Below are 12,275 nucleotides of genomic sequence, written 5' to 3'. Positions count from 1 at the left end.
AAGAAGGCTTTACGATAACATACTCGTTCTTCTTCATCTCTCAGGCATGGAAATGCCTGCTGGATTTAGCACCTGACCGGTAACGGCTGGTTGCTGAAGCGTCATAGGGCCAGTCCCTCAACTTCTCTCGATAAGAATCTATTATTCAATTTTTTATATCCTAAAATATTAACCCCATATCGGCCGCAGGTCAAGGCAATCTGTCTAAAAAGAAAGAAATTTCTGTTATAAGCTTTCAACTAAGACCCAAATCTGACTCCAACTCATTTTCTTTTTTGACGAAATTCCACAAAATAGCTGCGATGCGCATAGCGATGTATAAAATCTTACCAGCCGTTTCTCATCTTTCCTGTTAAAACCCTTCAGGCTTTGCCACATTAAATGCCACGTCCCGCATCGTAAACTCATACCAAGTGAACGGTCCCTCGGCCAACTCCCAGGTGATTGCGATGTCGGATGGCAGACGGATCCCGTCCACTGTCTGGTATTTTCGGATATGGGCAGTACACGGTACGAGTTCTGCCTTCTCGTCGCTGTCCTTGAAGCGCATTGCCGTAACTTTAAGTAGCTCTCCGTCCGCACCAAAATGAAAAGTTGCCCTTCCTACCACCCAATTGTATGCCATTTCTGCTCGCGCTGTATGGGCGTCAATTGCCTTCCATTCGACATACCTGCTCAAAGCAGCGGACGGAAAGCCACTTAGCTCCATTAAATACCGCTGCATCGACGACTGGTCAGCCTTCGGATTGTTGCAGGTTTTCCCGATAGGGAAGAGTCCCCCCATTTTGATTCGCATGTCCGCCTTGCCCTCTCGAAACTCATCCTTGCCGGTAACCAAAAGCCCGTTTCCCATTTTCATCTTCACTTTCCAGATGAATCCGGGAGGCTCAGCAGTGGTGTATTGCCGTGCTTCAGACGCCATCCACTTTTCCTGTTTGGGTTTGAGCTTCATCCGGCCGATTTGCTTCGCATAAACGCTGCGGATTTCTTCTCTGCCGGCAACGCCGCTCCATTCCATCCATTTCCGCACAGGCGATGGAAGAGCGGCGAGCTCTTCCGAAGCCACTTCCTTCAAAGGCGCATCCAGTCCCTTCAGCAACTCTCCTTTCGGCGATTCAGTTGGTGAATCGCGGCTGGCCCTTTTAGCAACAAACAATATCGAGGCAAGCACAACTAGAGCTGACATTAAGAATTTCATCACTCAGTCCCCTTCCTTATCTAAAACGGACTTTTGTTGGCCAACAGCAGCATCTTCGGTTTTCTGTATCTAATACTATTACGACAATGGAATCGGTTCTCCTGTTATTACACATGAGATATACGTTAAAAAAACAGATAAATACCAAATACTCTAGCCAGAACCTAAGAGATTCATTATTATGTAAGTATGAAATTAAACCAATTCTCAAAGACTATTATTTGATGGAGAGAATTGTTGATCTTTGCTGCCATTCGAAGACATATAAAAATTGACTTATCAAAAAATATCCCTTTACGGGAATATTCTCTTAGAGGTATAATGGGATTATGAAAACACTATTGCATTCTTTATCAGAACCAAATCGCTGGAACATTGTGGAGTTATTGAAGCAAGGTCCGCTGACAGTGGGGGAAATCGCGGAAAAGCTGGATCTTCGGCAGCCGCAAGTTTCCAAGCACCTCCGTGTGCTAAGCGAAGCCGGCATCGTCGCCGTCCGCCCCATTGCCAATCGACGTGTTTACCAGTTGAACCCGGAGCCGTTTCAGGAAATCCAGGAATGGACCGATTCATACCGCCATCTTTGGGAAGACCGGTTCGACCGATTGGATGGTTATTTACACGAAGTCCAAAAAAAACGAAAGGAGGAAAACAAACCGTAACTGCCGGGTCGTGGAGCCACTGAAATCAAGCAAACCATAAGGAGGAATCACAATGTCAGTCAATAAAGGGTCGAACGAGACCTTTACGCGAGTCGAAGGACTGGAACTGGTGATAGAACGTTTTTTTATGGCACCTAGAGAGCTTGTATTTTCTGCATACACCGAACCTGAGCAAATCAAAAATTGGTGGGGTCCAATTGGCTGGATGACCACTAATTACCAAATGGATGTCCGCCCGGGCGGCATCTGGCATTATTGCATGCGTTCGCCTGAAGGGGATGAAGCTTGGGGTAAATCTATATACCAGGAAGTCACCGCTCCTGAGCGGCTTGTCTACATCGACAAATTTTCCGATGAAAACGGCAACGATGCGGAAGGCTTCCCGAGCATGAAGATCACGGTTGAATTTATCGAAGAAGGCAACGGCACCCGCCTGGCCATCCGTACCTTGTTCGACTCTGAAGAAGACTTGAAGAAAGTGATGGATATGGGAATGGTCGAAGGCATGACCGAAACCCTTGACCGATTGGAACAGCATTTGAACAGCATGTAAGACAGCAAAACAGCCTTCCCCGAATAGCGGGAAGGCTGTTTTTTTGTCGCTGCTCCATCATTTCCGGTACTTGATTGCCAGGCCTTTCAAGAAGTTCCGTGCATAGCGATCGCCGCAGATGCTGTAGTTCTTGTGGCCTTGCTTTCGCAGCATCGCGCTCATCTCGCCTTTCGTTACAGTGACGCCGGCGAGCGCCAGAATGTCGATCATGTCCTCGCTCGTCAATTGCAGCGCGATTTTCACTTTTTTCAACAACAGGTTTTTCGAGGGTTCATTTGTAAGCGGCGGCTTTTCCGGCTGCCCAGGCTTCGGCTCCTGCTTCCCTCTTTTGAAAACGATCAGGCCGTTCAGGAACGACTCGAACATCGCATTATCCACAGGGATGTAATCATCGTTTTTGCCTTCTTCAAAGATGCCTGCGTCTTCCTCTTCGTAATCGTCCGGCGTTTTCGTCAGTACTTTTTGCACGTCTTCTTTTGACAGGTCGATGTCGCCCAGCTTAAAGATTTCTGCTACATCGCTGTTTTTGATATCCAGCGCATATCTCAACCGAATCAGTAGATCGTTATTGTCCATCGGTCATCCTCCTCTATTCCTTTAGCAACGGTGTTCCTCTTTCGCATTTAATCAAATCTAATGATAGCACAATTGCGGTATTATCCAAGCATCGACCGTGCAAAGGGCATCCTCCTTTTGGCAGGTAAATTAAAAAGGCATTATCCCACGCGGACTCCATAAGAGTTTGCCTGGATAACGCCTTTTCATACGCGGCATAGTCACTTTTTATTTCGGTACAAATAAATCGTGATCGGCGCAAACACGGCCGTCATGATCAGTGAAACGATGAACACCCAAACCACCTGCTGCAATGTCGCCGTTCCGTGCATGGCTCCGCGTACAGCCGTAGCAAGGACCGAAATCGGGTTGATTTCAACAAATCCCTGCAGCCAAGCGGGCAAAGTCCGGGGATCAACAAATACGTTGCTGACAAATGTCAAGGGCATCAATACCAGGAAACTGATCATCATCAACGATTTCTCCGAACGCACGATCAAACCGAAGACGGTCCAGACCCAGGACAAGCTGAACGAGAAGACCAGAATCAGCCCTACCGCCGCCAGTACGCCGATCACGCCGCCTTCCGGCCGGAAGCCCAGCCCAAAGCCAAGGACGATCATAATGGCCGAAGCCATGGAGTAGCGGACGACATCGACCAGCAGCGACCCGATCAATGCAGATGGCAGCCAGATGGGCAGCGTGCGAAACCGGTCAAAGATGCCTTTTCGGATGTCATTGTTCAAATCGATGCCCGTATACATGGTGATCTGGGCAACGGTCATGACAAGTATACCAGGCAGCAGGAATTGGAGGTATTCGTCCGTCGAGCCTGCAATGGCGCCGCCGAATAAATAAGTGAACATCAACAGGAAAATGACCGGAAAAACGGTTACATCAAACATCTGCTCTGGCACATGCTTGATGCGAAGCAGCGCCCGCCCAGCAAAAGTCAGTGTCGATGAGAAGGCGGTCGGCGGTTTTGGCCGTTTGCTTGATGCGATGGAATCTCCAAGCCTCCGTTCCGTCGCCTCCCGCTCTCTTTGCTCGATAAAGTCAATCATGGTGTCCCCTCCTCATCTTCTTTCCCGGGGCTGGCTGCATGTCCGGTCAAGGTCAGGAACACTTCGTCGAGACTTGGCCGGCCGAATGAAAAATCACTGACGGCAATCCCTCCTCGCGCCAGTTCGCCCAGTGCATCGGCGACCGCCAAAGAATCGTTCATCTGGGCAGTCAGCGAAGTGGAGTCTGAGGTGAAATGGACAGGGACGGAAAGTTTTTGTTCCAGTATTTCCACTGCCCTTGTCCGGTCTGCAGCATTTACCAGCTGGATATTCAGCGTACCGGTGCCAACTGACGCTTTCAGTTCACTGCTCGTGCCTTCTGCAATGATCTTTCCTTGGTCGATGACCGCTATACGGTCTGCCAGCTGATCCGCTTCATCCAGGTATTGGGTCGTCAGCAGCACGGTCGTCCCGGCGCCGACGAGCGCCCGGATAATATCCCATACCTGGTTGCGGCTTCTCGGGTCCAGCCCTGCTGTCGGTTCATCAAGAAACAATAAATCCGGCGTGACCACGATGCTGGCTGCAATATCGATGCGTCTGCGCATTCCGCCTGAATATTTTTTCACTTGCCGCTTCGCTGCATCCACGAGACCGAAAGCCTCCAGCAATTCTTCTGCCCGCACCTTCGCTTCCCTGCGTCCATATCCCATCAGCCGGGCCATCATGACCAGGTTTTCCATCCCGGTCAAATCTTCATCAATCGAGGCATATTGCCCGGTCAAACTGATGCGGCTCCGGATGGCATCGCCTTCCTTTGCCAAATCATGGCCGAAAATCCGCGCATAGCCTTCGTCCGGCTTCAGCAAGGTAGCCAACATGCAGATTGTCGTCGTCTTCCCGGCACCGTTCGGCCCTAAAAAGCCATATACCGCCCCTTTCGGGATAGCCAAATCCACTCCATCCACTGCACGCTGTTTGCCGAAAACTTTCACAAGCCCTTTTGCTTCAATCGCCCATTCCGGCGTTCTTTGCATTTTGCTCCTTGCTTCCATACCTCTCACCCTTCCACATTTGAAATCCGGGTCCACTGGTTAAACAAAGGATATGTAGGAATGTTTTTTATTGTGCATTTTCAGCATCCGCAAAAGAACGTTTGTTCTCATTTTATTTTACACCTTGTAGATTTCAATGTAAATAACAATAATCTAATTATTCAATTTATTTTAGGCAGATTCAAACATTTTGACTTTTATTTTATTAGAATAAAACCTCCTGCTTTGCACGCTGATATTCGTCCGTGCTATTTTTCCGAATCAAAAAAAGCCCCTCATTGAGGAGCTTTTCGGCAATTAGGAAAACCATGCCTGTTAGAGTATTTTAAAATGAATCTCTTTAGCTGTGGCTTCTTTAAATAATTTTTTCTGTTCCTTCGCATTCAACCGCCGATATACGACATGCCGATTTTGTTCCGGTTTTTTGCAGTAAGTTCGGTACGTTCGTCTGAATAGCGATCGTCGCGCCGCTGCCAAACTGCGCTGATTTGGCGCAATAATTCCGCATCATCCAAGCCGGCACGGACCAATTCTCGGATATCGAATCCGGAATCGGCAAACAGGCATGTATAAAATTTACCATCCGACGACAAGCGGGCGCGTGTGCAAGTCGAACAAAACGATTCTGACACGGACGTGATAAAGCCGACTTGCGATTCGCTGCCAGAGAACCGGTAGCGCTTCGCCACTTCGCCGTAATAATCTTCATCGACTGGTTCGAGATCATAGACAGCTTGAAGTTTTTCAAGAATCTCTTTTTTTGTCACTACTTTTTGGAAGCTCCAGCCGTTATCGTTGCCAACGTCCATGAACTCGATAAACCGGAGCGTGATGCCGCGCTCCTTGAAATACGCTGCCATCGGCAGGATTTCGCTTTCGTTGACCCCTTTTTGCACGACCATATTGACTTTGATGTCAAAACCGATCTGCTGTGCGAAGTCGATTTGCTTTAATATCAGATCCGGCTTCACGCCGCGGCCGTTCAATTCGCCAAAAAGCTCTGGAGTCAAAGCATCCAGACTGATATTCAAACGACGCAATCCTGCAGCGTAAAGGTTTTCAGCATGTCCGCCGAGCAATAAGCCGTTTGTTGTCAAGCCGATGTCTTCGATGCCCTCTACGGAGAGAATCATTTTCACCAAATCGGGCAAGCCGCGTCGCATGAGCGGTTCACCGCCGGTCAGCCGGATCTTTTTGACGCCCATAGCAGCGAATATTTTTGTCAGCCGCTGGATTTCTTCAAACGTCAATAATTCCTGTTTCGGCAAAAACGCGTAATCATCGCCGAACACTTCTTTCGGCATGCAATACGAACAGCGGAAATTACAGCGGTCCGTCACTGAAATCCGCAGGTCGCGGATTGGCCGCTTATAGCGATCCTGCACTGGTATGATGGCCATGTTCATCTCCTCCTTTTCCCTGTTCCGGTTTGTTGAGATTGCGGAAAACAGCCGGATTCCCATGGATAGCGGCGCTATCGAGCCATTCTGTCTGAACCTTCTCCATAAATTCCATGACGCGCAATTGTCCGCTTTTCAACTCCGCTTCCAACGCATCTTTAATGCGGGAATTCCAGATGCTGAATAACGGAATGGCTTCTTCTTGATTGCGCAGAGCCGTAACGTCATGGCTGTTTTTCGCGTACTTCCTAAGCGCTTTGGCCTCTGCTGCGCCGACAAACGGCATATCGCATGGCAGAACCAAATACTGGTCTGCCGGCCTTTCGGTCATGGCGGTCATTATACCGGCAAGCGGGCCTTTGCCTTCAAAAATTTCAAGATCCGTGATGACATCCAAATCACTCGGGAACCTGGCAACCAATTCCGGCCTTGAAATGACGACTACATGATCACTCGCCGCTTCCAATGCTTTTAGTGCATATTCATAAAACGGTTTGCCATCCAGTTCCGCAAAAGCTTTCGGCGATCCGAAACGCCTCGATAGTCCTCCGGCCAGCAATACTCCAACCGTCCTGTTCATCCTCCGCTGACTGGCGGAATAAAAGCAGCGACATCTCCGTTTTGGAGCCGGTCTTCAGGCAAAGCATATTCCTCATTCACGGCGATCCGTACAGAGCCTGACTGGATGCCGGGGTATTTTTCGGATGCCCATTCCCATAATTCTTCAACGGTACGGCCGGAGAAATCCACTTGTTCGTTGGAAACCCCTGTCTTTTCACGCAATCCGGCAAAATAATGCAAGGTGATCATAGCCTCTCTCCTTCCGGTTTCTTTTTCTGGTCGCCAATCCATTCTTCCCCGTCTTCCCAAATTTCCTTCTTCCAGATAGGCACGATTTCTTTGATGCGTTCAATGGCATATTCGTTTGCTTCATACGCGGATTTCCGGTGCGGCGACGATACGGCAATCACCACAGCGATGTCACTGACTTCCAATTCACCGATCCGGTGGGCAATGGCGACTCGGGTGCCTTCCCATCGCTCTTCGATTTCCGCTCCGATTTGTGCAAGCTTTTTTTCAGCCATCGGTATATAGGCCTCATAAGCTAAATAGAGCGTCCGGATGCCTTTCGTCCATTCACGGACATGTCCTGTAAACAAGGTCACCGCCCCCGCTTCCGGGCGCAAGACCATATCTGCGTATAATTGCGGATTAATGGCTTCCTTTACGATTTCAAATGTTTTCATATCCTTCAACCCTCCATCCAATTTGAGAACCAAGCGGCTATGGAATCTCTATTGCCCCGCTCAATCGTTTGCACTCCATCGATATGGACGCTTGCAGATACAATGGCAAGCTGTATATTGGCAAGGTCTTTCAATTTTCCCCAATCGTCTTCACTGCGGACCATTGCTATTTTTTCATAAGAAGCCGTTTTAAAGCCTTCTACCAATACTAGATCGATGCCGGGTTGAGCGGCCATAGCAATCAATCCTTCGACTGCCGGCTCCTTTTTTCTGATGTGCTGCTGGATTACGCCGTCGCCGTAAACGATGGAAGAAGCAGCTCCCTGCCTGAAAAGCCGCATGCTGTCGGTCCCTTCTGCAGGCATTTCGAGTGCGCCGCTATGACCGTGGTGCTTCACCGTCGCCACCCGTTTCCCTGTGGCATCCGCAAGCCGGACCAATTCCAGCATCAATGTGGTTTTGCCGCTGTCCTTATAACCCACGACCTGCAGTATTTTCAGACCTTCCATTGTGCAGCCCCTTCTTCAACCCCTAGGAGCAGGACGTCAACGCGGTCGCCTTTTTGGAAGCCCCGAGTTCCGCCTGGCAATACAATCAATGCATTCCCTCGTGCGATTGATGATACAGCATTCGACTTATTGAATCCAGCAGGCCGGACCGTCTCGCCGTCGTATACCGCACGGATAAACCGTGTAAAGGGATTGGCTTTCTCAAAGTCTTCTGCTAAAACCGCAGTTGTATGGGGCATAAATATTTTCTTTGCCCCCATCATTTTCAGCAAGGCTGGCCGCACAAACAGTTCAAAGCCGGTAAAGCAGGCGGAAGGATTGCCCGACAGGCCGAACAGGTAGCGGCCCTCTGCTATGGCGACGGTTGTCACGCTGCCCGGGCGCATGGCGACTTTATTGAACAGGACTTTCGCGCCCAACCGCTTGTAAATGGCCGGCAGAAAATCGAAATCTCCCACCGAAACGCCTCCGGTCGTAATCAGGCAGTCGGTTTCCTGAGCGGCTCTTCTGACGACTTCATAGCTTTCATCCAGGTTGTCGATTGATATGCCATAGATTTTGCAGGAAATGCCCATGCGTTTTAACTGAGCCACAATCATCGGTCCGTTGCTGTTGCGGATTTTGCCAGGGACAAGCGCATCGCCTACGTCCAACAGTTCGGTGCCTGTGGATAATATGCCAACGACCGGCTGCTTCGCCACGGTTACTTGTGAATAGCCGAATGTAGCCAATAAGGCAATGGTGCCGGGATTGACGAAACTGCCGCTGTCGATGACGATTTCTTCTTTCCGAACGTCCTCCCCTTGCAGCGAAACGTTTTCAAGCTTTTCAAAAGGCTTGCGGATGGTGAACGTTTCCCCCTTTTCGACCGTCTGCTCGAACATGGCAACTGCATCAGCTCCGGCAGGAAGCTGGGCTCCCGTCATAATCCTGACAGCTTCATTTGCATGGAGCGTCTTCGCCGAAACTTCGCCGGCGCCGATATGGTCGATGACGTTGAATTGAATGCGGGATGCTCCGGATGCACCTGCCGTATCCGCTGAGCGGATAGCATAGCCGTCATATGGCGATCGATTAAAAGGCGGCACATCTGCAGACGCAATCAGCGGTTCTGCGAGAATGCGGCCATAGCTTTCTTCAAGGGTTACAACTTCCGTTGGCAAGGAGCCGGCCTGATCGATCACATTTTTCACGGCAACTGCCACTTGCATAGGTGTACGCTTTTCTACCACTGGCTTCAACTCCTACATTCATTTGATCTTTCTGCCAAAGCTCCAGGGTTTTGCCGATCGGTTATTTCCTGGCCGCTCTATCAGACTTACTGGCTGGCCACCGGATCGCTTAGCCGAAAATTTGATGATAAAGCCTGCGGCCCTCTGTAATATTCCGGATGCCGTGAATGATCATCCGGCCATCCCCAAAAAAGACCATCCGATGTCCAAGTGCATGCAGCTGCACGAAATAAGGCGTCCGTTTCACTTCCGCTCCTACCTGGCGACCTGCATTTTCAGCGTCGTCCAAGGTTATCGTCCGCTTTGAATCCGGTAGGATCTGGACTGCTTCCCTGCCGCATAATACGGCATACAAGGAATCTGATGTCTGTTGAAGAGAAGGGAAAACCGGATTTTCTCCACATGTTTCACATGCTTTATTTTTTATACGGGCAATTCCGATATCAAATTGCGTATTATCCCAAAGATTGAAATGATGGACCTTTTTTCTCATCGCTCCATGATTTCCGCTCAGCCATTTCAGCGCCTCCGTGCATTGCAGAGCAGCGGTCATCTGGACTGCCGGCGAAATGATCCCAACCGTATCACACGTATCGTTGACTGCCGGCAATACCGGGATCAGACAGCGAAAACAGGAATTCCCATCTGGCACAAACGGGAACACAACCCCCGAGCTCCCTACACAAGCTCCGTAAATCCATGGTTTTCCGTATTTCACACTGGCGTCGTTTATCAACAAACGGGTTTCGAAATTATCTGTCGCGTCAAAAACAAGCGTGCTTTTTTGGATCAGCATTTCCATCAGGGAAGCGCTCAAATTTTCCAGATATCCGTGCAGCCGTAGGTCTTTCCTGATGGCCATCAACCTTTTTTCTGCGGCAACCACTTTCGGCAGCATCTTTTCAGCGTCTTCCTCGGTAAAAAGCTGCTGGCGCTGAAGATTGGAAAATTCCACATAGTCACGGTCCACTAGATGAATCTCCCCTACGCCCGCCCGGGTCATCGTTTCCGCAATAGCAGAACCCAGTGCTCCGCAGCCGATGATGGTAATGGCCGATTCATGGATCCCCGCCTGGCCCTGCAGCCCAATCGGCTTGAATAAAGTCTGCCTTGAATATCTTTCCGACATTTCCAACACCTCTTCCGTCCAACGCCTCTGCTTTCATCTCCAAACGTACTGGAAGGATTGGTTCTATGCATTCCGATCCTATTTTTCCAACTGAAGGCAATCTGAGGGTTTTCCAAATCATTAGTGCTATTTTACGCCACTACCTATCAAGAAAGCCACAAAATCAAAAAGTAGATCCAGCAGTCCATTGAAAACAGCCTCAAAATCAGAAGATTTCGAGGCCGCCGCTATTGTTATAAGTGGAACTAAAGCTTTTTCTTAGAGAGTTTATTCGCTGGCGACTTTATTAGCAACCGGTTTGACAGCACTGCGTTTCGTGGTTGAACGGATTCTTTTGATATCAACACGGATGACAATCGAAATGATGAGCGCCACTATGAACAACCCGGCAAAGAACAGCAGGCTGCCTTCGTAGCTTCCGGTCTGATCCTTCATGTAGGCGGCGAACATCGGGCCCGCCAGCCCTGCAGCTGCCCAAGCCGTTAGAATATAGCCGTGGATTGCCCCAAGCTGCTTTGTACCGAAGATATCTGCGATATAAGCCGGAATAGAAGCGAATCCTCCTCCGTAGCACGTGTAGACAATGGCGAGCATGATTTGGAACAGCAATACATTTGTGGTGAATGGCAATAACGCGAATAAGGCGATTTGAATCACGAAAAATGCGGTATAAGTATTAGGGCGTCCGATATAATCAGAGATCGTTGCCCAGCCCAATCTTCCAAGGCCGTTGAAAATTCCAAGCACACCGACCAGTGCGGCTGCCTGCACAGTTGTCATGCCGATGCTGTCGATTGCTAGAGGTTTCGCTGCCGAAAGGATGGCGATACCGCAAGTCACATTGATGAACAGCATGAACCACAGATAGTAGAATCGCTTTGTTTTCACTGCTTCATTGGCAGTCAATTGGGCAAGATCCACTTTGCGTTCCACTTGTCCGCTGTTCAGCTTTTCTTCAAACCCGGCTGGCATCCAGCCTTCTTTCGGTTTTTCAAGATACAGCGAAGACAGCACCATAATCGTCAAATAGGAAATTCCTAAAATGTAAAATGTCTTTTCGATTCCCACGGAAGTAATCAGCGCTTCCATGATGGGGCTGCTGATCGCAGCGGCAAAGCCGAATCCCATAATGGCAAGGCCGGTAGCCAAGCCCCGGCGATCCGGAAACCATTTGACCAGCGTGGAAACAGGCGCGATATAACCGATTCCAAGACCGATTCCGCCAAGCGCGCCATAAAATACATAAAGCAGCGGCAGAGATGAAGCGCTTACAGCAAAACCTGAACCGATAATTCCAGTTCCGAAGAAAATGGCTGCCAATAGGCCGGATTTTCTCGGACCATATTTTTCAACAAAACTTCCAAAAAATGCAGCAGATAACCCTAAGAATAAAATTGCGATACTGAATGTAAGCTGCACTTGGCTGGTGGACCAGCCGAATTGCTCGATCAGTGGATTTGTAAAATTGCTCCACGCATAAACGGATCCAATGGAAATATGAATCCCGACAGCGGACAAAGCAATCAGCCACCTGTTTTTCGGTTTCCTTTTCATGTTTTACTTTCCTCCTCATGTGTTTCAGCTATTGCTTTTTTGATGCGATAGTGAAGTGATTCATCACGAACATGCTGATTAATTCAACAAGCGCTTCAACCGAAAGCCCGCATTCTTCCAGCATTCCAAAAAAATTTCATACGATGGCTGGCTGGAAATTAAAGCTGGAAAAGGGAT

At 49.2% G+C, this 12,275-nt stretch carries 14 protein-coding genes and 1 riboswitch; of the genes, 2 read left to right on the top strand and 12 right to left on the bottom strand.

Going from position 1 to position 12,275, the window contains the following annotated elements; genetic code table 11:
- Positions 1–30 precede the first annotated feature (30 nt).
- Positions 31–137: riboswitch (SAM riboswitch) on the bottom strand.
- A 215-nt stretch (positions 138–352) separates the two neighbouring features.
- On the bottom strand, positions 353–1,198 hold the full coding sequence (locus ACTL32_RS09660; protein ID WP_441341270.1) for a DUF6544 family protein: 846 nt from the start codon (positions 1,196–1,198) through the stop codon (positions 353–355).
- Between the two features lie 329 nt (positions 1,199–1,527).
- Here ACTL32_RS09660 and ACTL32_RS09655 point away from each other — a divergent pair, with 329 nt between their 5' ends.
- Both ACTL32_RS09655 and ACTL32_RS09650 read left to right on the top strand, forming a co-directional pair.
- Positions 1,528–1,860, top strand: coding sequence for an ArsR/SmtB family transcription factor (locus ACTL32_RS09655; RefSeq protein WP_441341269.1), 333 nt, complete (start codon positions 1,528–1,530; stop codon positions 1,858–1,860).
- Between the two features lie 52 nt (positions 1,861–1,912).
- Entirely contained in the window at positions 1,913–2,413 is a 501-nt protein-coding gene (locus ACTL32_RS09650; protein ID WP_441341268.1) for an SRPBCC family protein, read from the top strand.
- A gap of 57 nt (positions 2,414–2,470) precedes the next feature.
- Here the strand turns inward: ACTL32_RS09650 and ACTL32_RS09645 are convergent, their stop codons facing one another.
- From ACTL32_RS09645 to ACTL32_RS09595, 11 genes are all read right to left on the bottom strand, one after another.
- Positions 2,471–2,989, bottom strand: coding sequence for a DUF1456 family protein (locus tag ACTL32_RS09645; protein ID WP_441341267.1), 519 nt, complete (start codon positions 2,987–2,989; stop codon positions 2,471–2,473).
- Positions 2,990–3,189: 200 nt separating this feature from the next.
- Complete coding sequence (locus tag ACTL32_RS09640) at positions 3,190–4,032, bottom strand: ABC transporter permease (protein WP_441341266.1); 843 nt, start codon at positions 4,030–4,032, stop codon at positions 3,190–3,192.
- A complete protein-coding gene (locus ACTL32_RS09635) occupies positions 4,029–5,009 on the bottom strand; it encodes an ATP-binding cassette domain-containing protein (RefSeq protein WP_441341265.1) in 981 nt (326 codons plus the stop codon). Before ACTL32_RS09635 ends, ACTL32_RS09640 begins: the two co-directional genes overlap by 4 nt.
- Positions 5,010–5,410: 401 nt before the next feature.
- Positions 5,411–6,427, bottom strand: coding sequence for a GTP 3',8-cyclase MoaA (gene moaA, locus ACTL32_RS09630; RefSeq protein WP_441341264.1), 1,017 nt, complete (start codon positions 6,425–6,427; stop codon positions 5,411–5,413).
- Positions 6,396–7,007, bottom strand: a complete 612-nt coding sequence (locus tag ACTL32_RS09625; RefSeq protein ID WP_441341263.1) for a molybdenum cofactor guanylyltransferase — start codon at positions 7,005–7,007, stop codon at positions 6,396–6,398. The genes moaA and ACTL32_RS09625 overlap by 32 nt, the downstream gene beginning before the upstream one ends.
- On the bottom strand, positions 7,004–7,237 hold the full coding sequence (moaD, locus tag ACTL32_RS09620) for a molybdopterin converting factor subunit 1 (RefSeq protein WP_441341262.1): 234 nt from the start codon (positions 7,235–7,237) through the stop codon (positions 7,004–7,006). The genes ACTL32_RS09625 and moaD overlap by 4 nt, the downstream gene beginning before the upstream one ends.
- Entirely contained in the window at positions 7,234–7,674 is a 441-nt protein-coding gene (locus ACTL32_RS09615) for a molybdenum cofactor biosynthesis protein MoaE (RefSeq protein WP_441341261.1), read from the bottom strand. Before ACTL32_RS09615 ends, moaD begins: the two co-directional genes overlap by 4 nt.
- Before the next feature lie 5 nt (positions 7,675–7,679).
- Positions 7,680–8,183 (bottom strand): molybdopterin-guanine dinucleotide biosynthesis protein B, encoded by a 504-nt coding sequence (gene mobB, locus ACTL32_RS09610; protein WP_441341260.1) that lies wholly within the window; start codon positions 8,181–8,183, stop codon positions 7,680–7,682.
- Positions 8,171–9,415: a molybdopterin molybdotransferase MoeA gene (locus ACTL32_RS09605; protein WP_441341259.1), complete on the bottom strand. Its 1,245-nt coding sequence runs from the start codon at positions 9,413–9,415 to the stop codon at positions 8,171–8,173. Before ACTL32_RS09605 ends, mobB begins: the two co-directional genes overlap by 13 nt.
- A 109-nt stretch (positions 9,416–9,524) precedes the next feature.
- Entirely contained in the window at positions 9,525–10,544 is a 1,020-nt protein-coding gene (locus ACTL32_RS09600) for a ThiF family adenylyltransferase (protein ID WP_441341258.1), read from the bottom strand.
- Between the two features lie 267 nt (positions 10,545–10,811).
- Positions 10,812–12,098: an L-lactate MFS transporter gene (locus ACTL32_RS09595; protein ID WP_441341257.1), complete on the bottom strand. Its 1,287-nt coding sequence runs from the start codon at positions 12,096–12,098 to the stop codon at positions 10,812–10,814.
- Positions 12,099–12,275: the final 177 nt, after the last annotated feature.

It is taken from the genome of Planococcus sp. FY231025 (assembly GCF_052078085.1).
Taxonomy (GTDB): Bacteria; Bacillota; Bacilli; order Bacillales_A; family Planococcaceae; genus Planococcus.
Note: the sequence above shows the minus strand (reverse complement) of the source record. Positions and strands in the feature narration are given on the sequence as shown.

Excerpts from the sequence above, each read along its gene's own strand:
- ACTL32_RS09595 (WP_441341257.1), bottom strand. The coding sequence starts at position 12,098 with ATGAAAAGGAAACCGAAAAACAGGTGGCTGATTGCTTTGTCCGCTGTC.
- moaD (WP_441341262.1), bottom strand. The coding sequence starts at position 7,237 with ATGATCACCTTGCATTATTTTGCCGGATTGCGTGAAAAGACAGGGGTT.
- ACTL32_RS09625 (WP_441341263.1), bottom strand. The coding sequence starts at position 7,007 with ATGAACAGGACGGTTGGAGTATTGCTGGCCGGAGGACTATCGAGGCGT.
- ACTL32_RS09660 (WP_441341270.1), bottom strand. The coding sequence starts at position 1,198 with ATGAAATTCTTAATGTCAGCTCTAGTTGTGCTTGCCTCGATATTGTTT.
- mobB (WP_441341260.1), bottom strand. The coding sequence starts at position 8,183 with ATGGAAGGTCTGAAAATACTGCAGGTCGTGGGTTATAAGGACAGCGGC.
- ACTL32_RS09640 (WP_441341266.1), bottom strand. The coding sequence starts at position 4,032 with ATGATTGACTTTATCGAGCAAAGAGAGCGGGAGGCGACGGAACGGAGG.
- ACTL32_RS09650 (WP_441341268.1), top strand. The coding sequence starts at position 1,913 with ATGTCAGTCAATAAAGGGTCGAACGAGACCTTTACGCGAGTCGAAGGA.
- ACTL32_RS09635 (WP_441341265.1), bottom strand. The coding sequence starts at position 5,009 with ATGCAAAGAACGCCGGAATGGGCGATTGAAGCAAAAGGGCTTGTGAAA.
- ACTL32_RS09645 (WP_441341267.1), bottom strand. The coding sequence starts at position 2,989 with ATGGACAATAACGATCTACTGATTCGGTTGAGATATGCGCTGGATATC.
- ACTL32_RS09600 (WP_441341258.1), bottom strand. The coding sequence starts at position 10,544 with ATGTCGGAAAGATATTCAAGGCAGACTTTATTCAAGCCGATTGGGCTG.
- ACTL32_RS09615 (WP_441341261.1), bottom strand. The coding sequence starts at position 7,674 with ATGAAAACATTTGAAATCGTAAAGGAAGCCATTAATCCGCAATTATAC.
- moaA (WP_441341264.1), bottom strand. The coding sequence starts at position 6,427 with ATGGCCATCATACCAGTGCAGGATCGCTATAAGCGGCCAATCCGCGAC.
- ACTL32_RS09655 (WP_441341269.1), top strand. The coding sequence starts at position 1,528 with ATGAAAACACTATTGCATTCTTTATCAGAACCAAATCGCTGGAACATT.